Consider the following 23,000-nt stretch of genomic DNA (forward strand, 5'->3'; position numbering starts at 1 on the left):
GGCCTCCCGTCTGTACTGGGGTCGCGTCTAGGACGACCGGCGGCTGACCGTGTCGGCCAGCGACGCGAGCTGCTCGCGTGCCGACGGCGTCAGCGGCGAGGCGTCCAGCGCCGCCTTGGCGCGCTGGACGTGCCGCTCGATCGACCGCTCCACAGCGGCGACGGCACCGGACTCGGTCAGGGTCGCGCGGAGCATCTGCACCTGCTCCTCGTCGAGGTCTGGGTCGCCGAGGAGCTCGTCCAGGAGCTGCCGCGGGCCGCTCGCCAGCGTCTTGCGCGCCGAGGCGATGAGGACGGTGCGCTTGCCCTCGCGCAGGTCGTCGCCGGCCGGCTTGCCGGTGACCTCGGGGTCGCCGAAGACGCCGAGCATGTCATCGCGGAGCTGGTACGCCACGCCGAGGGGGAGTCCGAAGGCGCGGAGGCCCTCGAGCTGGGAGTCGCTCGCGCCGGCGACCAGGGCGCCGATGACCAGCGGGGCCTCGATCGAGTACTTCGCCGACTTGAAGACGATGACGCGCTGGGCGCGGAGCAGGTGCTCGGACTCGTCGATGACCGGCCAGGCGGTCTCCTCGTGCACGTCGAGGTACTGCCCCGCCGTGACGTCGAGGCGCATCGCGTGGAACTCCTGGCGGACGATGCGGGCCCGCACCGGGTCGAGGAGCGCGAGGCCCTCGTCGAAGACCGAGTCGCTCAGTGAGAGCAGCAGGTCGCCGAGGAGCAGCGCGGAGTTCGTGCCGTACTGCCCGCGGTCGCCGACGAAGCCGGACTCCTCGTGCAGGGACTCGAAGCGGCGGTGCGCGGCCGGACGCCCTCGGCGGGTGTCCGAGCGGTCCATGATGTCGTCGTGCACCAGGGCTGCGGCGTGGAAGACCTCGAGCGCTGCGGCGACCGTGACGACGGCCTCGGCGGTGGTCTGCCGGGACCCTTCGGCCAGCGGGTCGAACGAGCCCGAACGGCCCGCCACCGACTGCCATCCCCAGTAGCAGAACAGCGCCCGGAAGCGCTTGCCGCCGGACAACAGGTCTCGGGCGTACCGGTCGAACGGCGCGAGGTCGGGGCTGATCGCGAGGAGCCGTTCACGCTGCTCGTCGAGTGCCCGGTCGATACGCGCCGATACGAGGTCCACTAATCGCGTACTCTCAGCCACGATCCCTACCCTAGTGGAGTGGTCGAGGCATAGAATCGGTCCACTCAACCCGCGTTTTTCAACCCCGCGTCGATCCCAGGAACAGAGGGAACCAAGATGCCGCTCTCGGAACAGGAGCAGCGCCTTCTCGAAGAGATGGAGCGCAGCCTCTACCAGAACGATTCCGATTTCGTGGCTCGTGTCACACGTCGACAGGGTCGTCCGACGTACACAGCCATCACGCTCGGTGTCCTCGGCGCACTCGCCGGGGTCGCCATCGTCATCGTCGGCCTGGTGATCAAGGCGCCGCTGCTGGGCATCCTCGGCTTCGTCGTGATGCTCGCCGGTGTCCTGTTCGCGCTGCGCCCGGGCATGCGTGCCCCGAAGGCGAAGCCTGCTCGGCCGGGCAAGCCCGCGTCCGGTGGGTCGGCGCGTCCGTCCGCCGGTGGTGGCGGGTCCTTCATGGACCGGATGAACGAGCGCTGGGACAAGCGCAACGACCAGAGTCAGTAGCTGACGGGGGGTCAGCAGGACTCCCTCCACACTCCTCCACGGGGTCGGCCTTCGGGTCGGCCCCGTTTCGTGTTTGCAGCGGCCTGTTGCTGCTGTCTCCGGCCGGGGTCGTGCCGGGGTCGTGCCAGCGCGAGTGGTCACGACATGCCGCGCGGTGGATGCCGAGGGGGCAGGAACTGTCGGCCGGGGCCGGCGCGAGCGACGGTTCGTGACCACTCGGCGTCGCGGCGGCGGCACGTCGTGACCATGCGCTGACCGGCGGCCGGGCGTGGTGGAGCCGACCGTGCGCCCGCGTGCGCTCCGCGGCGATGGCGGGACGGGCCTCCAGGACGGGGTGGCCGGGGCGGAGCCGCCGCCGTTGCGTGCGCGAGTGGTCCCCACATGCCGCGCGGCGGATGCCGAGGGTGCAGGAACTGTCGGCTGGGGGCCGCGCGAGCGACAGTTCGTGCCCAGTCGGCGTCGTGCGCCCGCGGCGCGCCCCGAGGCGCTCCACCGGCTGCGAAAGTCCTCCACTTTCCTCCACGACTGCTCCGGCGCTCGCGAACCGCATGGATCCGGGCATCCACGGTCATCTCCGCGGGGTTCATTCCGGCTTCGATGCCCCCAGTAGGGGTGTCGCGGGCGGAAAAGGGAGCGCATTCCTGGTCGAGGGGAGGGGAGTGGAGTAAAGTGGGGCTCGCAACGGTCCGGTGGAGCGGAGGGGAGGCCCGACGTGCTGCTCGGTACTCATGCCCCGAAGCTCGACGAGAAGGGTCGCGTGATCCTCCCCGCCAAGTTCCGGGACGAACTGTCCGGCGGGCTCGTGATGACCCGCGGCCAGGAACGCTGCGTCGTGGTCTTCAGCGCCCGGACGTTCGAGGAACTCCACGAGCGCATCCGGACCGCCCCGATGACGTCGAAGCGCACCAGGGACTACATGCGTCTGTTCCTCTCGGGGGCCAGCGCGGAACAGCCCGACAAGCAGAACCGCGTGACGATCCCGCAGAACCTCCGCGAGTACGCGGGGCTCGAGCGGGACCTCACGGTCATCGGCAGCGGTGACCGTGCCGAGATCTGGTCCACCCCCGCGTGGGAGGCCTACTACGCCGAGGCCGAAGAGGCATTCGCCGACAACGACGAGGAGGTGATCCCGGGGATCTTCTGATCCGCGGATCGGGACTCCCAGCCGTGAAGCCCTGACGCCACTTCCCCGGTGTCAGGTCGCATGGATGGGGATCCGGACCCACGGCCCAGGAGACGAGGGGCTGCACATGGCCGACAACGACAACGAGACGCCACGCTTCCCGCACACGCCGGTGATGCTCCAGCGCATCGTCGACCTCTTCACGCCGACGCTCGAGGGCCCGGGCAAGGTCGTCGTCGACGCCACGCTCGGCATGGGCGGCCACTCCGAGGGCCTGCTCGAGCGGTTCCCGGAGCTCACGCTCATCGGACTCGACCGCGACACCGACGCACTCGGCATCGCGGGGGAGCGCCTGGCCCGCTTCGGCGACCGCGTCCGCCTCGTGCACACCGTGTACGACGGCATCGTCGACGCGATCGAGGGCGAGGGCTTCACGAAGGTCGACGGCGTGCTGTTCGACCTCGGCGTGAGCTCGCTGCAGCTCGACCGGGCCGAGCGCGGGTTCGCGTACAGCCAGGACGCACCGCTCGACATGCGCATGGACCGGACCGAGGGGCAGACCGCCGCCGACGTCCTGGCCACCTACGACGAGGGCGAACTCCGCCGCATCTTCCAGCGCTACGGCGAGGAGAAGCTCGCCGGCCGCTACGCCCGAGCGATCGTCGAGCGGCGGGCGACGAAGCCGTTCGAGATGTCCGGCGACCTGGTCCAGGTGCTGCACGACGCGACCCCGGTCGCCATCCAGCGCCAGGGGCACCCGGCCAAGCGCGTCTTCCAGGCGCTCCGCATCGAGGTCAACGCCGAACTGAGCGTGCTCGAGCGGGCGATCCCCGCGGCGCTCGACGCCATCGCGGTCGGCGGCCGGATCATCGTCGAGTCGTACCAGTCCCTCGAGGACCGCATCGTCAAGCGGGCCCTGGTGGAGCGCACGAAGTCGAGCGCCCCCGCCGGCCTGCCGGTGGAGCTGCCCGAGCACGCCCCGACCTTCTCCCTGATCGTCAAGGGCGCCGAGCTGGCCGACGAGGCCGAACGCGCCGCCAACCCCCGAGCAACCCCCGTGCGCCTGCGCGCGGCCGAGCGGATCCGGAACTGACATGAGCACGAACCTCGCACTCGTCGACCCTGCGGTCGTCCCGTCGCGGGCCCCGCGCCCCGACCGTCAGCACCGCCCCGAGCTGGTCGAGGTCACCCCGACCGCCGCCCAGCGCCGGGCTCGCCCCCGCATCGGGTACGCCGTGGTGGCCGTCGCCGCGCTCGGGATCCTGCTGCTGGCCCAGCTCGGCATCAGCATGGTGCTCAGCCAGGGCGCCTACACGCTCAACTCGCTGTCGGCCGAGCAGACGAACCTGTCCCGCACGCAGCAGTCGCTGTCCGAGCAGCTCCGGGTCCTCGACTCACCGCAGAACCTGGCCCGCAACGCGCAGTCGCTCGGCATGATCGCCAACTCGACGCCCGTGTACCTCGACCCGAAGACCGGTCGGGTGTACGGCACGCCGACGCCGGCGAAGCCCGACGAGGCCACGGCGTCCACCGAGAACCAGGTGCCGAACTCGCTGCTGAACGACGTCCCGCTGGCCACGAAGCCGGGGGACACCTCCACCAGCAAGGAGACGGGCACGACGGGCACGTCGGACACATCGGGCACCTCGGGATCCACCGACAGCACCGCCACGTCTGAGAAGACGAGCGGCGCCAGCGCGTCGGACCAGGGGACGGCGAAGTCGTCCGTAGAGTCCGACGCGAACCCGCTCCAGGCGCCCTCCACCCGGTGACCGGCGGGTCCGCCGCACCCTCAGCACCGCCCGGGAAGGACCGCACCGCGTGACGAAGACGATCCGCAACCGACGCCTGCGCTACAGCATCGTGATGCTCGCCGTGATCGCCCTCGTCGGGGTGTTCGTGGTGCGGCTCGTCGACATCCAGGTCGTCCAGGCGTCCGAGCTGAACAAGGCGTCTGCCCAGAAGCGCAGCATCCCCGTGACGATCTACGGCACCCGCGGGTCGATCGTGGACCGCAACGGCACCGAACTCGCCGACAGCGTGACCCGGTACAACATCACGACCTCGCCGCGCCTGGTCAAGCAGTTCAAGGGCAAGCTCGGCGGCACCCGCATCAAGGACGTCAGCGTCGGCACCGCCCTCAGCGCGTTGGCGAAGGCCTCCGGAGGCGACGTCGCGACCATGCGGAAGAACATCGCCGCGAACCCGAAGTCCGACTTCGCGTACCTGGTCAAGGGCCTCGACGTGCAGCACTACGAGGCCGTGCGGGCACTCGGCATCCCCTGGCTGTACCCGGAGCCGCAGGCGGCGCGGGTGTACCCGACCGGTGCGACCACGGGCAACCTGACCGGCTTCATGGGCACCGACGGTGCTCAGGCCGGCCTGGAGTACTCCTACAACCAGTGCTTGGCGGGCACCAACGGGTCCGAGACATACGAGCGCGGCGAGGACGGTGTGCAGCTCCCGGGCAGCACCGTGACCACGAAGAAGGCCAAGGACGGCGGCACGCTCGAGACCACGATCGACAGCGACCTGCAGTACATGGCGCAGCAGACCATCGCGTCCGCCGCCAAGACCCTGCAGGCGGAGTCCGCGACGGCGACGGTCACGAGCGTCAAGACGGGTGAGCTGCTCGCGGTCGCCGACTACCCGACGGTGGACCCGAACGACGTCGACGCCACGACCGACAAGGGCGCCTTCGGTTCCCGTGCCCTGACGGCGTCGTACGAGCCGGGCTCCACGATCAAGGCCGCCATCGCCGCCGCACTGCTCGACCAGGGCAAGTCGAACCCCACCGACCAGGCGGTCGTGCCGTACTCGCGCACGTTCCCCTGGGGCGGCACGATCCACGACTCGGAGTTCCACCCCACCGAGAACCTCACGCTGACCGGCATCCTGCAGAACTCGTCGAACGTCGGCATCACCGAGCTCGGTGCACGGCTGACCGCCCAGCAGCGCTTCGACTACATGAAGAAGTTCGGGCTGTTCGAGCCGGAGACGGCCATCGACTACCCGGGCCAGCCCTCGATGGACTACGGCACCAGCCCGAACTGGGACCAGCAGACGAACATCAACTCGATGTTCGGTCAGGGCATCTCGACGACGGCCGTGCAGGTCGCGAGCGTGTTCCAGACGATCGCGAACGACGGTGTCCGGATCCCGCTGCACTTCGTCAAGGGCTGCACCACGGCGGACGGCAAGACGATCGACGCGCCCGACGTGCAGAAGCAGCGGGTCGTCTCCGCAGCCGCCGCCACGCAGGTCACCGGCATGCTGCAGAGCGTCGTCACGGGTGGCACGCTGGTGGGCATGAAGCCGATCTCCGGCTACAACATCGCCGCGAAGACCGGCACCGCCGAGGTGGCCGAGGGGTCGCAGGGCTACGGCGGTCAGCGCATCACGTCGGTGGCCGGAATGGCACCCGCCGAAGACCCCCAGTATGTTGTCACGGTGACGTTCACGAAGCCGCAGACCAACAAGTGGTCCAGCGGGGCGGCTCCGGCGTTCCGCACACTCATGTCCCAGGTGCTCGAGAAGTACCGAGTAGCCCCCTCCGCGTCCGAGGCGAAGCTCTACCCGTCCACGTGGTGAGGAAGAAGGAACACTTGTCCGCACGGATCCCCCCGGTCCTCCGACCCGAACACCCGACCCCGAGGGCCGTCTCCGAACTCGCCAACGCGTTCGGTCTGCGAGTCGTCGGCTCGGTCGACAGCATCGAGACCACCGGTGTCACCCTGAGCGCCACCGAGGTGCAGCCGGGTGACCTGTTCGTCGGCGTGCACGGTGCGAACCGGCACGGCGCACAGTTCGCGACGGAGGCCGCCGAGCGCGGCGCCGTCGCCGTCCTGACCGACCAGGACGGCGTCGCACTGGTCGAGCCGTCCGGGCTGCCGGTGCTCGTCGTCGACGACCCCCGCGCCGCCCTCGGCGACGTCGCGGCGTGGGTCTACCGCACGCACCCCGACGAGGCCACCGACCTGCCGCAGCTGTTCGCCGTCACCGGCACGAACGGCAAGACGAGCACGTCCTACATCCTCGAGGGCATCCTCAAGCAGCTCGGCCTGGTCACCGGCCTGAGCTCGACCGCCGAGCGCCACATCGGTTCGCTCAGCGTGACGAGCCGTCTGACCACGCCCGAGGCCAGCGAGATGCACGCGCTCCTCGCCCGCATGCGCGAGAGCGAGGTCCGCGCGGTCGCCGTCGAGGTCAGCGCCCAGGCCCTCAGCCGGCACCGCGTCGACGGCATCGTCTTCGACGTCGCGGCCTTCACGAACCTGTCGCACGACCACCTCGACGACTACGCCGACATGGAGGAGTACTACCAGGCGAAGCTCCCGCTGTTCCAGCCCGAGCACGCCCGTCGCGGCGTCGTCTCGCTGGACACCGACTGGGGCCACCGCGTGGTGCAGGACTCCCGCATCCCGGTCACCACGATCACCGTGCACCCCGACGTCGAGGCCGAGTGGCACGTCGACATCGTCGAGGCGCACGCCGCCTACACCGAGTTCCGTCTGACCGGCCCCGAGGGCCGTGAGCTGACCACCCGTGTGCCGCTGATCGGATGGCACATGGCGGCGAACGCGGCACTCGCGATCGTCATGCTCGTCGAGGGCGGGTTCGAGCTGGGTGCCATCGCGCACGCGCTGGAGAGCAACCACCGCCGCTACCCCGACGAGGACGACGCGAGCGAGCGTGACGGCGAGACCCACCGCGTCTCCGCCATCGAGTGCTACCTGCCCGGCCGCACCGAGCGCGTCTCCGGCGAGCACGGCCCGAGCGTCTACGTCGACTTCGGCCACAGCGCCGACGCCTTCGAGAACACCCTCGCCGCGGTCCGGCAGTTCACCTCCGGCAAGGTCCTCATGCTGTTCGGCGCCGACGGCGACCGCGACACCACGAAGCGCGGCGACATGGCCCGCGTGGCCGCGGCCGGCAGCGACATCCTCGTCGTCACCGACCACCACCCCCGCTTCGAGGACGCCGCGTCGATCCGGAAGACCCTGGTCGACGCCGCACGTGCGGCGTACCCCGACCACGAGATCCACGAGGTCAGCCCGCCCGAGGCCGCCATCCGCACAGCCGTGAGCCTGGTCGGCGAGGGGGACTCGATCCTCTGGGCCGGCCCGGGTCACCAGGACTACCGCGACATCCAGGGCGTCCGCACGCCGTACTCCGCCCGCGACGAGGCCCGCGCGGCCCTGCGCGAGGCCGGCTGGGAGCCGAACTCCGGTCCGGCGGAGGACGTCCGATGATCGCCATGACCCTCGCCGAGATCGCCACCGCGGTCGGCGGCGAGCTGATCGGCGGCGCGCAGGCGACCGACGTCGCCGAGCCCGGCGACCTGGTCGTCGAGGGCTCGGTCGAGACCGACTCCCGCCTGGTCGGCCCCGGCAGCGTCTTCTTCGCCCTGCCCGGTGAGGTCACCGACGGTCGACGCTTCGTGCCCGCAGCGGTCGACGCCGGTGCCGCCCTGGTGATCACGCCCGAGCGTGTGGACACCACCGCGCCGCAGATCGTCGTCACCGACGGGTACGAGGCCCTCGCCGCGCTCGCGCACGAGGTCGTCACGCGCGTCCGGATGAGCACCGCGGACCGCGTCGACGCCGACGGTCGCCCGGCGCCCCTGCGGGTCGTCGGCATCACCGGCTCGAACGGCAAGACGAGCACGAAGAACATGCTCCGCACGATCCTCGAGCAGCACGGCGCGACCGTCGCGCCCGAGGGCTCGTTCAACAACCACGTCGGCGCACCGATCTCGATGCTCCGCGTCACCTACGACACCCGGTACCTGGTGGTCGAGATGGGCGCGAGCGGCGTCGGCCACATCGCCAAGCTCGTCTCGATCGCCGAGCCCGACCTCGGCGTCGTCCTCAAGGTGGGCCTCGCGCACGCCGGCGAGTTCGGCGGCATCGAGGCGACGCAGCGCGCGAAGTCCGAGATGGTCACCGACCTGCCCGCGACCGCCACGGCCCTGCTCAACGTCGACGACGACCGCGTCGCGTCGATGCGCGACCTGACGGCCGCGCGCGTGGTGGGCTTCGGCACGTCGGCAGAGGCCGACTACCGCATCACCGGCATCGAGACGGACCGCAGCGGCACCCGCTTCACCCTCACCGCGCCTCCAGGACAGCCTGGAGGCCCGGATCACGTCGACGTGCGCCTCGCGATCCTGGGTGAGCACCACGCCATGAACGCGTCCGCCGCGCTCACCGTGGCCCACCTGTGGGGCGTCCCGCTCGCCGACGGCGCCGCGGCGCTCGCGTCGATGACGCGCGCCGAGCGCTGGCGCATGGAGCTGCTCCAGGGCGGCCCCGAGGGCGTCACCGTCATCAACGACGCGTACAACGCGTCGCCCGACTCCACCGCGGCGGCGCTGCGGACCCTGGCGCAGATCGTGCGCCCGGGGGAGCGGACCGTCGCCGTGCTCGGTGAGATGGCCGAGCTCGGTGAGTACTCCGTCGAGGAGCACGACCGCATCGGTCGGCTCGTCGTCCGCCTCGGGATCGGACAGCTCGTGGTCGTCGGCCGCGGCGCGATGCCCATCCACCAGGCCGCCACCCTCGAGGGATCGTGGGACGGCGAGTCCGTGTACATCGAGGACGTCGACGACGCCGTCCGTGCCATGCAGGAGATGCTCCGCCCCGGCGACGTCGTCCTCGTCAAGTCCTCGAAGTCTGCCGAACTGCGATTCCTCGGCGACCGCCTCGGAGGTGTCACCGAATGATCGCGCTCCTCATCGCCGGCGCCACGTCGCTGGTGTTCACGTTGCTGCTCACCCCGTCCTTCATCAAGCTCTTCCACCGTCTCGGGTGGGGGCAGTTCATCCGTGACGACGGTCCGCAGTCCCACCACACCAAGCGCGGGACCGCCACAATGGGCGGCATCGTCCTGATCATCGGTGCGGTGATCGGGTACTTCGTCGGCCACCTGATCGGAGGCGACTCGATCACGCTGTCCGGCCTGCTCGTGCTGTTCCTGATGGTCGGGCTCGGGTTCGTCGGCTTCATCGACGACTTCCTCAAGGTGCGCCGTCAGCGGAGCCTCGGGCTCGGCGGCTGGGCCAAGATCCTCGGCCAGGTCATCGTCGGCGTCATCTTCGCCACGATCGCCCTGGTCGTGCCGACGTCGAACGGCAAGCCGCCGGCGTCCACGATGATCTCGGCGATCCGCGACGTGCCGTGGCTCGACTTCATGGCGCTCGGCACCGTCATCGGCACCGTGCTGTTCCTCGCCTGGATCGTCCTGCTGACGGTGTCCACGTCGAACGGCGTGAACGTGGCCGACGGACTCGACGGCCTGGCCACCGGGTCGAGCATCCTGGCGATCGGCTCGTACGTCATCATCGGTTTCTGGCAGTCGAACCAGATCTGCGGCGGGGCACGGCTCGACTCGAACACCGCCCACGCCTGCTACACCGTCTCGAACCCGCTCGACCTCGCGGTGGTCGCGGCCGCGGTCTGCGGTGGACTCATCGGGTTCCTCTGGTACAACACCTCGCCGGCGCAGATCTTCCTCGGTGACACCGGGTCGCTCGGCCTCGGCGGTGCCCTGGCCGGCCTCGCGATCCTCAGCCGCACCGAGCTGCTGCTCATCCTCATCGGTGGCCTGTTCTTCATCGTCACCGGCTCCGTCATCCTGCAGCGGGCCTACTTCAAGATCACCCACGGCAAGCGCATCTTCCTGATGAGTCCGCTGCACCACCACTTCGAACTGAAGGGGTGGGCCGAGGTGACCGTCGTCGTCCGCTTCTGGATCATCGCCGGGCTCTTCGTCGCGGCGGGGGTCGGACTCTTCTACCTCGAATGGATCGCACGCGTTGGTTGACCCGGTGTCCTCGCCGTCCCGCCTCCAGTCCCTCGACAGCTGGTACTCCGAGGGGTGGAAGGGGCTGAACGTCGCCGTCCTCGGCCTCGGTGCCACCGGGTTCTCGGTCGCCGACACGCTCGTGGAGCTCGGCAGCGAGGTGACGGTCTACTCGTCCGATGCCCCCGCCGACAGCGTCGAGCTGCTCGACGTGATCGGTGCCCGGTTCCTGCAGACGCCGCTCGACACCGTGCCGGACGCCCTCGTGCAGCAGGCGCCCGACGTCGTCATCGTGTCGCCGGGGCTGCCCCCGCACAACGCCACCGTGCAGTGGTCGGTGACGAACAGCACCGTCTGGGGCGACATCGAGCTCGCCTGGCGCGTGCGCGACAAGGTCGTCCGCGGCCCGGTCGCGGCCCCCTGGATCACGATCACGGGCACGAACGGCAAGACCACGACGACACAGCTCACGACCGCGATGTACGAGGCCGGCGGCCTGCGTGCCGTCGCGTGCGGGAACATCGGCGTGCCGGTGCTCGACGTCGTCCGCGACCCGGTCGGCTACGACGTGCTCGTCGTCGAGCTCTCGAGCCACCAGCTGCACTACGCGGCGACGTCCGGTGACGGCGCCGTGGTGCCGCTCGCGAGCGCCTGCCTCAACATCGCCGACGACCACCTGGAGTGGCACGGCTCCGCCGAGGCGTACCGCGCGGCGAAGGCCAAGGTCTACGAGCGCACCGTGATGGCGTGCGTCTACAACACCTCGGACGAAGCCACCCGGCAGATGGTGCAGGAGGCCGACGTGGTGGAGGGCTGCCGTGCGGTCGGCTTCACCCCCGGCGTCCCCGCTCCCGGTGACGTCGGCATCGTCGAGGACGTCCTGTGCGACCGGGCCTTCAACGAGGACCGCCGCAACAGCGCGCTCGAGCTGTCGACCATCGCCGACCTCGAGGCAGCCGGGCTCGCCAGCCCCCACATGACCATGAACGTCCTGGCCGCCGCTGCCCTGGCCCGTGCCGGCACCGTGCAGCCGAGCGCCATCCAGTCGGCCGTCCGGGCGTTCCGCGCCGACCACCACCGCACCGAGCTCGTCGCCCAGGCGGACGGCATCACCTGGGTCGACGACTCCAAGGCCACGAACCCGCACGCCGCCACCGCGTCGCTCGCGTCGTTCGACACCGTCGTGTGGATCGTCGGCGGTCTGTTCAAGGGCGTCGACGTCGACGGGCTGGTCGAGCGCTTCGGCCCCGGCGTCCGCGCCGTCGTGGTCATCGGCACCGACCGGACCCCGGTCCTCGAGGCATTCGCGCGACACGCGTCCACGGTCCCGGTGCTCCAGGTGGAGACGACGGACACTGATCAGGTCATGCGCGAGGCGGTCCGGCATGCCGCATCGGTCGCGAGGCCGGGCGACACCGTCCTCCTCGCCCCGGCGGCGGCGTCGTTCGACCAGTTCGGCTCCTACGCCGACCGGGGGCAGCGTTTCGCGGCCGCGGTCAACGAGCACCTGGGAGGAGAAGTCGATGGCGACGACACCGACGGATCTTCCGAACAGCCGTAACGGCCGGACCGCGACGACCCCACGACGGACGAACGGCGCGATCGTCGCCGTCAAGAACGTCTTCGTCGCGGAGTCCAGCACCTTCTACACGATCCTCGGCGTCACGCTGTTCCTCGTCGTCTTCGGCGTCGTGATGGTGCTGTCCTCGTCGAGCGTCGAGGAGTACGCGGCGACCCACGACTTCTTCGGGGCGGCGTCCCGCCAGGGCCTGTACGCCGTGCTCGGCGTGCCGCTCATGCTCATCGCCAGCCGGGTCCCGACCCGGATCTGGCGGAAGTGGGCGATGCGGCTGCTCGGTGCGGCGCTCGTCCTGCAGCTGCTCGTGTTCACCCCGCTCGGCATCGACATCCAGGGCAACCGGAACTGGATCGAGCTCGGCTCGTTCACCGCGCAGCCGTCCGAGGTCGTGAAGCTCGGGCTGGTGCTCGGCATCGGCGCCATCATCTACGTCAAGCGCGACAAGCTCGACGACTGGAAAGAGGTGTTCATCCCGATCGGGATCGCCTCGATGCTCTCGCTCGGGCTCGTCGTCCTCGGTGGTGACCAGGGCACCGCGATGGTCATGCTCATCCTGGTGTTCGGCGCGCTGTACATCGGCGGCGTCCGCGCCCGGCACCTGCTCGTCGGCCTCGTGGCGTTCGCCGTGATGCTGCCCTTCGTGACGATGGCCTCGGCCTCGCGCTCGACCCGCATCAGCGCCTGGCTGTCGGGATGCACCGACACCAGCCAGTACCAGGACATCTGCTGGCAGCCCGTGCACGGCATGTGGGCGCTCGCGTCCGGCGGCGTGTTCGGCGTCGGCCTCGGCAACTCGAAGGCGAAGTGGTCGTGGCTGCCCGAGGCGGACAACGACTACATCTTCGCGATCATCGGCGAGGAGCTCGGCCTGATCGGCGCCGTCGTGGTGCTCAGCCTGTTCGTGGTGCTCGCCGTCGGCATGATCAAGATCATCCGGCAGTCCCGCGACCCCTTCGTGAAGACGGTCACCGGTGGCATCCTCGCGTGGATCATCGGCCAGGCGCTCATCAACATCGCCGTCGTGCTCGGCCTGCTGCCCGTCCTGGGTGTGCCCCTACCACTCATCTCAGCCGGTGGATCGGCCCTCATCATGACCCTGGTCGCGATCGGCGTCGTGCTCTCCTTCGCCCGTGACCTGCCCGGCAAGAACGACCCCGGCCTGACGAACGCCCCACTCGGCCGGACCTCCACGAACGGATCACTGCGGTGAGCAAGTACCTCTTCGCCGGCGGCGGCACCGCCGGCCACGTCAACCCCCTGCTCGCGGTCGCCGACCGGCTGACCGAGCGGGAGCCGGGCGCCGAGGTGCTCGTGCTGGGCACCGCCGAGGGCCTGGAGTCCCGTCTCGTGCCCATGCGCGGCTACGAGCTGCTGACGATCCCGCGCCTGCCGTTCCCGCGGAAGCTGAACGGTGCCGCCCTGCGCTTCCCGCAGCGGTTCGCGGCGGCGGTCAAGCGGACCGAGCAGATCATCCGCGACCACGAGATCGAGGTGGTCCTCGGGGTCGGTGGCTACGCGGCAGCTCCGGCGTACATCGCCGCCCGCCGCACCGGCACCCCGATCGTCGTGCACGAGCAGAACGCCAAGCCCGGGCTGGCGAACCGCCTCGCCGCGTTCCTCACCGAGCACGTCGGACTGACCTTCTCGAACACCCGCCTGCGTCACGGCCGCGTCGTCGGCATGCCGCTCCGTCGCGAGATCGAGTCGCTCGACCGCCGTGCCGTCCGGGCCGAGGGCCTCACCGAGTTCGGGCTCGACCCGGACCGGCCCGTGCTGCTCGTGACCGGCGGTTCCTCGGGCGCGCGGAGCATCAACCGGACGATCAACAAGTCCGCCGCCGCGATCGTCGGAGCCGGCTGGCAGGTCCTGCACGTCGTGGGTGCCGCGTCGGACATCGGCCCGAGCGACCTCGACGGCTACCACGTGCTGCCCTACTGCGACCGGATGGACCTGGCGTACGCGGCGAGCGACTTCGTCGTGTCGCGCTCCGGCGCCGGCATGGTGTGCGAGCTGACCGCCGTCGGGCTGCCGAGCGTGCTCGTGCCGTACCCGGTGGGCAACGGTGAGCAGCGCCACAACGCGAAGGACGTCGTCGACGCCGGGGGCGCCGTCCTGGTGGCCGACGGGGAATTCGACCAGGACTGGGTGACGTTCCAGCTGCTGAGCATCCTGCAGGACCGCTCCCGCATCGCGGACATGACCGTGCGGGCGGGCAGTGTCGGCCACCGCGACGGCGCCGACCGGATGACCGACCTGGTCCTCGACGCCGCGAAGCAGGCCCCCAGCACCACGGAGGAACGATGACCATCAAGCCGGACCTGACCCAGCCGATCCCGGACGACCTGGGCACGGTGCACTTCGTCGGCATCGGCGGCGCGGGCATGAGCGGGATCGCGCGGATGTTCCTCGCCGCCGGGCACCGCGTGACGGGGAGCGACTCCCGCGAGACGGAGACGACCGGCACGATGCGCGATCTCGGCGCGACCGTGCACATCGGTCACGACGCCGCGAACGTCGGCCAGGCCGACACCATCGTCGTCACGAGCGCCCTCTGGCCCGACAACCCCGAGCTCCTCGAGGCGCAGCGCCGCGGTCTGCCGGTGCTCCACCGTTCGCAGGCCCTCGCCGCCCTGATCGCCGAGCACCGCCTGGTCGCGGTGGCCGGTGCGCACGGCAAGACCACCTCGACCGGCATGATCGTCACCGCGATGGTCGAGCTCGGCCTCGACCCGAGCTTCGTCAACGGCGGCGTCATCCAGTCCCTCGGCACGAGTTCGGCCCCGGGGTCGAGCGACCTGTTCGTGGTCGAGGCCGACGAGTCCGACGGCTCGTTCCTGCTCTACGACGTCGCCGTGGCCCTGATCACCAACGTCGACGCCGACCACCTGGACCACTACGGCAGCGAGGAGGCCTTCACCGAGGCCTTCGTCGAGTTCGCCGCGAAGGCGAGCGAGCGCGTCGTCATCTCGAGCGACGACGCCGGCGCGAAGACGGTCACGGCCGGCATCCGCCAGCGCCCGGACGCCCCCGAGGTCGTCACTTTCGGCGAGGCCGTCGACGCGGACGTCCGCATCGAGGGCATCACCGAGTCGGCCGGTGTCGAGGTCGACTTCCGCGCCGGTGGCGAGGCGTACCACCTGACCCTCCGCGTGCCCGGCCGGCACAACGCGATCAACGCCGTCGGCGCCTTCGCGGTCCTGACCGGCCTCGGCGTCGCCCCGGCCGACGCGGTCCGCGGGCTCGAGGCGTTCGGTGGCACCCAGCGCCGCTTCGAGCTCCACGGTGTCGAGCGCGGCGTCTCGGTCTACGACGACTACGCGCACCACCCGACCGAGGTCGCCGCGGCGCTCAAGGCCGCCCGCAACGTCGTCGGCGACGGTCGCATCATCGCGATCCACCAGCCGCACCTGTACTCGCGCACCCGCCTGATGGCCGGCGACTTCGCCAAGGTGTACGAGGAGCTCGCCGACCACACGGTCGTGCTCGACGTCTACGGCGCCCGCGAGGACCCGGAGCCCGGCGTGACCGGTGCCCTGGTGCAGGAGCGCTTCGCCGACCAGTCGCGCGTCGAGTTCCTGCCCGACTGGGACGAAGCGGCGGCCCGCGCGGCCGCGGTCGCCCGTGACGGCGACATCATCATGACGCTCAGCTGCGGCGACGTGTACCGGATCATCCCGCAGGTGCTCGGCGCCCTGGGCACGGACGGAGCGTCGTCCCGGTGAAGCGCCCCGAGGGGTTCGACGAGGGGGACGCCCGCAGGGACGCCCCGGCCGAGGCCGCGGAAGCGCCCCGGCAGCGTCGTGGTCCCTCGAAGCCGCGGCTGCCGTTCCGCGGACGCGTTACCGACGACCGGGAGGCCCGTCCCGCGCCCGACGAGTCGGCTGCGGCTGTCGAGACCCCGGCCCCCACCACCCCGGGCAGCACTCCGGCACCCGGTTCCTCCGGCACGCGCCCCCCAGCGGTCGGTGCGCCCCCGAGCGTCGGGGCGCGACGACCGTCCGCGGGCGCGGATCCGACCACCGATGCCGCCGACTCGACGCGGGACCGCGTCGGCGCGTTCGCCGGTGCGGCCGGACGTCGGTTCGGCGCCGGGCTCTCCACCGTGGCCGACCGCCTGCGCGAGTACACCCCGAACGAGGACCACCGGGACCCGGAGGCCGACCGTCGCGACGCGGAACGCCGAGCCGCCACGAGCGGTGGAGCCGACCACGACGCGACCGTGACCGACGTGCTCGACGCGACCGGTGCCTCCCGGACCGACCAGCACACCGAGGCGCCCATCGGAGCGCGGGTGCGCGCTGCCGAGACCGCCCGCGAGGCGCGCATCGCGAAGCGGCGCCGCCGACTGCTCGAGCGCGCCGAGGTCCGCCGGTTCACCCGGCGCAGCCGGCACCGTCGCGCCGCGTGGATCACGGCGGCGAGCGTCGTCCTGGTGCTCGGGGTCTCGATCCTCGTCGCGGTGTTCTCCCCGTTGATGGCGCTCCGCACGATCGAGGTCAAGGGCACGAACCGCGTCGACGAGTCCGCGCTGCGTCAGGCCCTGTCCGACCAGATCGGCACGCCCCTGGCCCGACTCGACTTCGACGCGATCAAACGGGACGTCGCCGGGTTCCCGCTCATCGAGAGCTACGTGACCGAAGAGGCCCCGCCGCACACGCTCGTCGTCACGGTGACCGAGCGCACGCCGGTGGTCGCGGTGCGCTCCGGGAGCACCTTCGACCTCGTCGACCCCGCGGGCATCGTCGTCCAGTCGTCGCCGAAGCGCCCGGCGACCATGCCGCTCGCCGACATCGCCCGTGCGCGTCTGGGGTCCTCGAGCTTCCGCACCATGACCGAGGTCGTGCTGGCGCTGCCCTCGACGGTCCGGTCGCAGGTGACGCGCGTCGCCGGGTCGACGGCCGACGACGTCACCCTGACGCTCAAGGACGGCTCGACCGTCGTGTGGGGGAGCCCGGACGACTCGGACGCGAAGGCCGAACTGCTCGCCGCTCTGGTCAAGGACCACGCGGCGCGGAACCCCGGCGTCGTCGTCGAGTACGACGTCTCGGCACCGGACAACGGCGTGATCCGCGCCAAGGACTGAATTGCCGGACCTGATCGGCGACACGCGGCGTGGCGGGGCGACACTGCGCCGAACGCACCCGTAGCGTCGGAGCCAGCACCACATCTACCAGCATTGCCCCTGAACTTCAAGTAGAGGTTGAGGGTTCTACCGGAGGCCTGACTGACGTGACCACGAACCACAACTACCTCGCCGTCATCAAGGTCGTCGGTGTCGGCGGCGGCGGCGTCAACGCCGTCAACCGCATGATCGAGCTCGGTCTCCGTGGGGTCGAGTTCATCGCGATCAACACCGACGCCCAGGCACTGCTGCTCAGCGACGCCGACGTCAAGCTCGACGTCGGCCGCGAGATCACCCGCGGCCTCGGTGCCGGCGCGGACCCCGAGGTCGGCCGTCGTGCCGCCGAGGACCACGCCGAGGAGATCGAAGAGGCCCTGGCCGGCGCCGACATGGTCTTCGTCACCGCGGGCGAGGGCGGCGGCACCGGCACCGGTGGCGCACCGGTCGTGGCGCGCATCGCGAAGTCCATCGGCGCACTGACCATCGGTGTCGTCACGAAGCCCTTCAGCTTCGAGGGCAAGCGCCGCCAGTCGCAGGCCGAGAACGGCGTCGCCGGCCTCAAGGACGAGGTGGACACGCTCATCGTCGTCCCGAACGACCGCCTGCTCGAGATCAGCGACCGCGGCATCTCCATGGTCGAGGCCTTCGCCACGGCCGACCAGGTGCTCCTGGCCGGTGTGCAGGGCATCACCGACCTCATCACGACCCCGGGCCTGATCAACCTCGACTTCGCCGACGTCAAGAGCGTCATGCAGGGTGCGGGTTCCGCGCTCATGGGCATCGGCTCGTCGCGCGGCGCCGACCGTGCGATCAAGGCGGCCGAACTCGCCGTCGCGTCGCCGCTGCTCGAGGCCTCCATCGACGGTGCGCACGGCGTGCTGCTGTCGATCCAGGGTGGTTCGAACCTCGGCATCTTCGAGATCAACGACGCCGCGCGTCTGGTGCAGGAAGCCGTGCACCCCGAGGCGAACATCATCTTCGGTGCGGTCATCGACGACACCCTGGGCGACGAGGTCCGCGTGACCGTCATCGCCGCGGGCTTCGACGGCGGCGAGCCGGCGCAGCAGCAGAAGGAACGTCGCTCGAGCTACGTCGACCCGGAGTCGAGCGCAGCGGCCCCCGTCGCCGCCTCGACCGGCGCGATCGAGGACTCCACCACGTCCAGCCCGTCCTGGGCTTCGCAGGAACACCAGCCGCCGGTGCAGCGCGCCGCCGACCCGGCGTTCGACGACGACGACGAGCTCGACGTCCCCGACTTCCTGAAGTAACCCACCCTTGGTAGCCGACACGCGCCTCCAGGCCTTGTCCCACGACGACGGACTGGAGGCGCGCGTTGCGTCCGTCAGGAGCGGCATCGCCGACGCGGCGCGAGCCGCAGGGCGCTCGCCCGACGAACTCACGCTCGTCGTCGTCACGAAGTACCACCCGGCGTCACTCGTGCGCGAGCTCGCCGCACTCGGCGTGACGGACGTGGGGGAGAACCGCCACCAGGAGGCGCAGGCGAAGGCCGCCGAACTGGCGGACCTCGGCCTGACCTGGCACTTCGTCGGGCAGCTGCAGTCGAAGAAGGCCCGGCAGGCCCGTCGGTACGCCCGCGTCGTGCAGTCGCTCGACCGTGGTTCCGTCGTCGACGCGTTCGCCCCGACCGAGGCCGAGCCGGAGCCGCCGGTCATCGACGGCTTCGTGCAGGTCAACCTCACCGACGACCCCGGCCGTGGCGGGGTGCAGCCGGACGACGTCGAGGCGATGGTGGCCCGTGTGCTCGCCACCGGGACCCTCCGACTGCGGGGTGTGATGGCGGTCGCGCCCCTGGACGAGGAGCCTCGAGCCGCCTTCGCCCGACTCCGCTCGATCTCCGAACGGGTGGTGTCGCTCGAGCCCGGCGCCACCGACATCTCGGCCGGCATGAGCGGGGACTACGCCGAGGCCATCCTCGAGGGCGCGACACACCTGCGGATCGGCACCGCAATCACGGGAAACCGGCCGCCCGCACCCTAGCCTCGTTGCAGGGCACCACGAGCACGAACCCCGGAGGAACCATGGCCAACCCGCTGAAGAAGACGATGGTCTACCTCGGCCTCGCCGATGAGGAACTCGACTACGAGGACGAGCAGCAGGCCGAGCCCGCGCGCCAGCAGGCAGCTCCTGCTCGCCAGGCCGCAGCGGCTGCTCCGGCGCCCGCCGAACCGCAGGAAGCCCCCGCCGCGGCAGCAGCCCCGGCGGTCGCTCCCGCAGCGGCGCCGGCTCCCACCAAGACGCACACCCACCAGCGCGGCGCCCAGGTCACTCCGCTCCGCCGCTCGCACACGACCGCACAGAAGGCGACCCCGGTCCAGGAAATGAACGAGATCCTCACCGTCCACCCGCGCGAGTACAAGGACGCCCAGTCCATCGCCGAGAGCTTCCGCGACGGCATCCCCGTCATCATCAACCTCTCGCAGATGACCGAGGGTGACGCCCGACGCATGATCGACTTCGCCTCGGGACTGTCGCTCGGCCTGTTCGGCAAGATCGAGCGCGTCACGAACAAGGTCTTCCTCCTGTCGCCGGCCCACGTCGCAGTGAGCGGTGAGCCCGCTGAGGTAGAGTCCGACATCGAGGCGAACTTCTTCGCCCAGTCCTGAGCCGTACCCGGCACACCCGCCCCTGAGCGTCGTCTGACGACGCTCGCCCGAGACGAGCGAGCCCCATCGTGTCCGTGATCCTAGGGATCATCTCCCTCGCGTTGCTCCTGTACTTCTTCGTGATGTGGGGGCGCTTCGCGCTCGACCTCGTGCAGAGCTTCAACCGTTCCTGGCGGCCGCGCGGGGGCATGCTCGTGGTGTCCGAGTTCGTCTACACGGTCACGGATCCGCCCATCCGAGCGGTGCGACGGGTCCTCCCGCCGCTCCGCCTGGGGCCGGTGGCGCTCGACTTCGGCTGGACGATCGTGATGCTCGTCGTCATCATCGCCCGGTTCGTGGTCGCCGCTCTGGCACGCGGTATCTGAGCGGACTCCCGTCCGCGACACGCGCCACGCCCGGCGCAGGTCACGGTTCCGCCCCATCGTCGGTGTACGGTGGTCGGGATCGATGCCCGCTCCGGTGGCGCATCCGCACCGCACGGTACGACTGGTAGATTCGGTCGCACCGCACGCGGTTCCACACGTTCAGCAGTTCTATTGAGGTGACGGCAATGGCTTTGACGCCGGAAGACGTAGTCAACAAGCGGTTCCAGCCGACGAAGTTCCGCGAGGGCTACGACCAGGACGAGGTCGACGACTTCCTCGACGAGGTCGTGGTCGAGCTCCGTCGCCTGACCGCGGAGAACGACGAGCTCCGCCAGCGCCTGCAGGCGGCCGAGTCGGCCCCGCAGCCGGCGCAGGCCGAGCAGCCCGCTCCCGCAGCCGAGCCGGAGCCCACCCCGGCCCCGGTCGAGGCAGCACCGGAGCCCGCTCCGGTCGCCGCGGCGGCTCCGGCCACGACGGTCCCCGCCGACGAGGACACCGAGGGCACCACGAACCTCCTGACCCTGGCGCGTCGTCTCCACGAGGAGCACGTCCGCGAGGGCATCGAGAAGCGCGACGCGCTCATCGCCGAGGGCACGGCCCAGGCGGCTCGCCTGGTCTCCGAGGCCGAGGCGAAGCAGCGCCAGATCATCGCCGACACCGAGAACACGAACCGTCAGCGTGTCGCGGTGCTCGAGCAGGAGCAGCGCCAGCTCGAGGGCAAGATCGACGAGCTCCGGACCTTCGAGCGCGACTACCGTGCGCAGCTCAAGAGCTACATCCAGGGTCAGCTCTCCGAGCTCGACACCTCGGGCGAGCAGTCCGGTCTCACCCCGGCGCCGGCTTCGGCGCAGGGCTTCGGCAACTGACGTTGTCGCGACCAGCATCACGAGCGAAGGTCAGTGTCCGCGCGATCGCGGCACTGGCCTTCGCCGCTGTCGTGGTGGTGGCGTTCGACCAGGTCGCCAAGACGCTGGTCGTCGCGAACCTGCCCTACGGCACCCCCGTCCCGGTCCTCGGCGGGGCGTTGCAGTTCCTGTACGTCCGGAACCCGGGGGCCGCGTTCTCGTTCGCGGTGAACATGACCTGGGTGTTCTCGGTCATCTCGGCCGCGGTCGTCGTCGCGATCATCGTGTACTCGCGTCGCATCAGGTCGATGTGGTGGGCCATCGTGCTCGGCATGCTGCTCGGCGGCGCGCTGGGCAACCTGCTCGACCGGCTCTTCCGTGAGCCCGGCTTCGGTCGTGGCCACGTCGTCGACTTCATCTCGACGCCGTGGATGATGCCGGCGATCTACAACGTCGCCGACTCCTTCATCTGCATCAGCATGGTGGTCTTCGTGCTGCTGGTGATCCTCGGGGTGAACCTCGACGGCACCCGCACGCTCTCGGCCAAGCGCCAGGCGCAGCTCGACGCGGCGCAGCCGGTCGACGCGGCGGAGCCGCTCGACGGTGGGGCCGCGTTCTCGTCGACCGATGCCGCTCTCGACGAGCCGACCCGCGCCTCCAGGCCGGACGACCGCGACCGTCGCGACACGCTGGGCCACGACGCCACGTGAGCGAATCGCGTTCTCTTCCCGTGCCCGACGGGCTCGCCGGTGAGCGCGTCGACGCTGCCATCGCCAAGCTCCTCGGCTTCAGCCGGTCGTTCGCGGCCGACGTCGTCGCAGCCGGTGGCGTCCGCGTCGACGGTGTCCCCGTCGACAAGTCGGACCGGCTGCACGCCGACTCGTGGCTCGAGGTCGAGTGGACCCCGAAGGAGCCGCCGCGCATCGTGCCGGCGGCCGTGCCGGGCATGACGATCGTGCACGACGACGAGGACATCGTCGTCGTGGACAAGCCCGTCGGTGTCGCCGCGCACCCCTCGCCGGGGTGGGACGGTCCGACCGTGCCCGGGGGCCTCGCCGCCGCCGGCTTCACGATCGCGACCTCCGGCGCCGCCGAACGCGCCGGGATCGTGCACCGCCTCGACGTCGGGACCTCGGGCCTGATGGTCGTGGCGAAGACCGAGCTCGCGTACACGCACCTGAAGCGGGCGTTCAAAGAGCGCACGGTCGAGAAGGTCTACCACGCGCTCGCGCAGGGCCACCCGGACCCGACCTCGGGCACGATCGACGCCCCCATCGGGCGGCACCCGTCGAGCGACTGGAAGTTCGCGGTCACGTCGGAGGGCAAGCCGAGCGTCACCCACTACGAGACGCTCGAGGCCTTCCGTGCCGCCACCCTGCTCGAGGTGCACCTGGAGACCGGGCGCACCCACCAGATCCGGGTGCACATGGCTGCCACACGCCACCCGCTCGTCGGGGACACGATGTACGGCGCCGACCCGGTGCTGGCGGCCGAGCTCGGGCTGACGCGCCAGTGGCTCGACGCCGTCCGGCTGGGCTTCGACCACCCCCGCACGGGCGAGTGGGTGTCGTTCGAGGCGCAGTACCCGGACGACCTGCAGGCGGCGCTGGAGCAGATCCGGAGCGCGTCGCTCTGACGCGCCCGGGCACTTGCGCCGAGTGGTCGTGAGCTGTCGGCTGCGGGGCCGCCAGGCGACGCTTTCTGCGCCTGCGGCGGCCCGCGTGCGGCGTGTCCTGCCCTCTCGGCGGGGCGCCCCGCGCGCGTCGCGACCCGGTGCCGGCCTGGAGGCGCGGTGCGGCCCCGACCCGCGCCTCCAGGCCGACGCGCCCGACCGCACGCGCCGAGGGGTCACGAACTGTCGGCTGGGGCGCCGCCAGGCGACGCTTTCTGCACCCGCGGCG

21 protein-coding genes are annotated in these 23,000 nt (G+C 70.9%); 20 read left to right on the plus strand and 1 reads right to left on the minus strand.

Going from position 1 to position 23,000, the window contains the following annotated elements; genetic code table 11:
• Positions 1–27: 27 nt before the first annotated feature.
• Complete coding sequence (locus DEI96_RS07350; protein WP_071405410.1) at positions 28–1,146, minus strand: polyprenyl synthetase family protein; 1,119 nt, start codon at positions 1,144–1,146, stop codon at positions 28–30.
• Positions 1,147–1,242: 96 nt separating this feature from the next.
• Here DEI96_RS07350 and DEI96_RS07355 point away from each other — a divergent pair, with 96 nt between their 5' ends.
• The 20 genes from DEI96_RS07355 to DEI96_RS07450 all read left to right on the plus strand — a co-directional run bounded on the left by DEI96_RS07355 (position 1,243) and on the right by DEI96_RS07450 (position 22,735).
• Positions 1,243–1,638 (plus strand): SCO2097 family morphological protein, encoded by a 396-nt coding sequence (locus tag DEI96_RS07355; RefSeq protein ID WP_110864614.1) that lies wholly within the window; start codon positions 1,243–1,245, stop codon positions 1,636–1,638.
• A 712-nt stretch (positions 1,639–2,350) separates the two neighbouring features.
• A complete protein-coding gene (gene mraZ, locus DEI96_RS07360) occupies positions 2,351–2,782 on the plus strand; it encodes a division/cell wall cluster transcriptional repressor MraZ (protein WP_017886616.1) in 432 nt (143 codons plus the stop codon).
• A 106-nt stretch (positions 2,783–2,888) separates the two neighbouring features.
• A complete protein-coding gene (gene rsmH / locus DEI96_RS07365) occupies positions 2,889–3,854 on the plus strand; it encodes a 16S rRNA (cytosine(1402)-N(4))-methyltransferase RsmH (protein ID WP_111023099.1) in 966 nt (321 codons plus the stop codon).
• 1 nt (position 3,855) lies between these two features.
• Positions 3,856–4,533 (plus strand): cell division protein FtsL, encoded by a 678-nt coding sequence (gene ftsL / locus DEI96_RS07370; protein ID WP_111023100.1) that lies wholly within the window; start codon positions 3,856–3,858, stop codon positions 4,531–4,533.
• A gap of 49 nt (positions 4,534–4,582) precedes the next feature.
• Positions 4,583–6,352 carry a peptidoglycan D,D-transpeptidase FtsI family protein gene (locus DEI96_RS07375; protein WP_111023101.1) on the plus strand — a complete coding sequence of 590 codons (1,770 nt, stop codon included), beginning with the start codon at positions 4,583–4,585 and terminating at the stop codon, positions 6,350–6,352.
• 14 nt (positions 6,353–6,366) lie between these two features.
• Positions 6,367–8,013: a Mur ligase family protein gene (locus DEI96_RS07380; protein ID WP_111023102.1), complete on the plus strand. Its 1,647-nt coding sequence runs from the start codon at positions 6,367–6,369 to the stop codon at positions 8,011–8,013.
• Positions 8,010–9,485 (plus strand): UDP-N-acetylmuramoyl-tripeptide--D-alanyl-D-alanine ligase, encoded by a 1,476-nt coding sequence (locus DEI96_RS07385; protein WP_111023103.1) that lies wholly within the window; start codon positions 8,010–8,012, stop codon positions 9,483–9,485. The genes DEI96_RS07380 and DEI96_RS07385 overlap by 4 nt, the downstream gene beginning before the upstream one ends.
• Positions 9,482–10,585, plus strand: a complete 1,104-nt coding sequence (mraY, locus tag DEI96_RS07390; RefSeq protein ID WP_071405416.1) for a phospho-N-acetylmuramoyl-pentapeptide-transferase — start codon at positions 9,482–9,484, stop codon at positions 10,583–10,585. The genes DEI96_RS07385 and mraY overlap by 4 nt, the downstream gene beginning before the upstream one ends.
• 4 nt (positions 10,586–10,589) lie before the next feature.
• Positions 10,590–12,125 carry a UDP-N-acetylmuramoyl-L-alanine--D-glutamate ligase gene (murD, locus tag DEI96_RS07395; protein ID WP_111023104.1) on the plus strand — a complete coding sequence of 512 codons (1,536 nt, stop codon included), beginning with the start codon at positions 10,590–10,592 and terminating at the stop codon, positions 12,123–12,125.
• Positions 12,088–13,353 (plus strand): putative lipid II flippase FtsW, encoded by a 1,266-nt coding sequence (gene ftsW / locus DEI96_RS07400; protein WP_111023105.1) that lies wholly within the window; start codon positions 12,088–12,090, stop codon positions 13,351–13,353. The genes murD and ftsW overlap by 38 nt, the downstream gene beginning before the upstream one ends.
• Positions 13,350–14,447 carry an undecaprenyldiphospho-muramoylpentapeptide beta-N-acetylglucosaminyltransferase gene (murG, locus tag DEI96_RS07405; protein ID WP_111023106.1) on the plus strand — a complete coding sequence of 366 codons (1,098 nt, stop codon included), beginning with the start codon at positions 13,350–13,352 and terminating at the stop codon, positions 14,445–14,447. Before ftsW ends, murG begins: the two co-directional genes overlap by 4 nt.
• Positions 14,444–15,865, plus strand: a complete 1,422-nt coding sequence (murC, locus tag DEI96_RS07410) for a UDP-N-acetylmuramate--L-alanine ligase (RefSeq protein WP_111023107.1) — start codon at positions 14,444–14,446, stop codon at positions 15,863–15,865. Before murG ends, murC begins: the two co-directional genes overlap by 4 nt.
• The gene (locus tag DEI96_RS07415) at positions 15,862–17,226 is read left to right on the plus strand and encodes a cell division protein FtsQ/DivIB (protein WP_111023108.1); all 1,365 of its coding nucleotides are present in this window, start codon (positions 15,862–15,864) and stop codon (positions 17,224–17,226) included. The genes murC and DEI96_RS07415 overlap by 4 nt, the downstream gene beginning before the upstream one ends.
• A gap of 146 nt (positions 17,227–17,372) precedes the next feature.
• A complete protein-coding gene (gene ftsZ, locus DEI96_RS07420; protein ID WP_027465251.1) occupies positions 17,373–18,533 on the plus strand; it encodes a cell division protein FtsZ in 1,161 nt (386 codons plus the stop codon).
• A gap of 34 nt (positions 18,534–18,567) precedes the next feature.
• Positions 18,568–19,263 (plus strand): YggS family pyridoxal phosphate-dependent enzyme, encoded by a 696-nt coding sequence (locus tag DEI96_RS07425; protein WP_258372787.1) that lies wholly within the window; start codon positions 18,568–18,570, stop codon positions 19,261–19,263.
• A gap of 41 nt (positions 19,264–19,304) precedes the next feature.
• On the plus strand, positions 19,305–19,889 hold the full coding sequence (locus DEI96_RS07430) for a cell division protein SepF (RefSeq protein WP_111023110.1): 585 nt from the start codon (positions 19,305–19,307) through the stop codon (positions 19,887–19,889).
• A gap of 68 nt (positions 19,890–19,957) precedes the next feature.
• Complete coding sequence (locus tag DEI96_RS07435; RefSeq protein WP_084741074.1) at positions 19,958–20,254, plus strand: YggT family protein; 297 nt, start codon at positions 19,958–19,960, stop codon at positions 20,252–20,254.
• 185 nt (positions 20,255–20,439) lie between these two features.
• Complete coding sequence (locus DEI96_RS07440) at positions 20,440–21,120, plus strand: DivIVA domain-containing protein (protein ID WP_071405424.1); 681 nt, start codon at positions 20,440–20,442, stop codon at positions 21,118–21,120.
• 2 nt (positions 21,121–21,122) lie between these two features.
• Entirely contained in the window at positions 21,123–21,809 is a 687-nt protein-coding gene (lspA, locus tag DEI96_RS07445) for a signal peptidase II (protein WP_228513405.1), read from the plus strand.
• Positions 21,806–22,735: an RluA family pseudouridine synthase gene (locus DEI96_RS07450; protein ID WP_110864623.1), complete on the plus strand. Its 930-nt coding sequence runs from the start codon at positions 21,806–21,808 to the stop codon at positions 22,733–22,735. The genes lspA and DEI96_RS07450 overlap by 4 nt, the downstream gene beginning before the upstream one ends.
• Positions 22,736–23,000: the final 265 nt, after the last annotated feature.

Source organism: Curtobacterium sp. MCLR17_031 (assembly GCF_003234775.2).
GTDB lineage: Bacteria > Actinomycetota > Actinomycetes > Actinomycetales > Microbacteriaceae > Curtobacterium > Curtobacterium flaccumfaciens.

Excerpts from the sequence above, each read along its gene's own strand:
- ftsL (WP_111023100.1), top strand. The coding sequence starts at position 3,856 with ATGAGCACGAACCTCGCACTCGTCGACCCTGCGGTCGTCCCGTCGCGG.
- murC (WP_111023107.1), top strand. The coding sequence starts at position 14,444 with ATGACCATCAAGCCGGACCTGACCCAGCCGATCCCGGACGACCTGGGC.
- mraY (WP_071405416.1), top strand. The coding sequence starts at position 9,482 with ATGATCGCGCTCCTCATCGCCGGCGCCACGTCGCTGGTGTTCACGTTG.
- DEI96_RS07440 (WP_071405424.1), top strand. The coding sequence starts at position 20,440 with ATGGCTTTGACGCCGGAAGACGTAGTCAACAAGCGGTTCCAGCCGACG.
- rsmH (WP_111023099.1), top strand. The coding sequence starts at position 2,889 with ATGGCCGACAACGACAACGAGACGCCACGCTTCCCGCACACGCCGGTG.
- DEI96_RS07430 (WP_111023110.1), top strand. The coding sequence starts at position 19,305 with ATGGCCAACCCGCTGAAGAAGACGATGGTCTACCTCGGCCTCGCCGAT.
- DEI96_RS07355 (WP_110864614.1), top strand. The coding sequence starts at position 1,243 with ATGCCGCTCTCGGAACAGGAGCAGCGCCTTCTCGAAGAGATGGAGCGC.
- ftsW (WP_111023105.1), top strand. The coding sequence starts at position 12,088 with ATGGCGACGACACCGACGGATCTTCCGAACAGCCGTAACGGCCGGACC.
- DEI96_RS07385 (WP_111023103.1), top strand. The coding sequence starts at position 8,010 with ATGATCGCCATGACCCTCGCCGAGATCGCCACCGCGGTCGGCGGCGAG.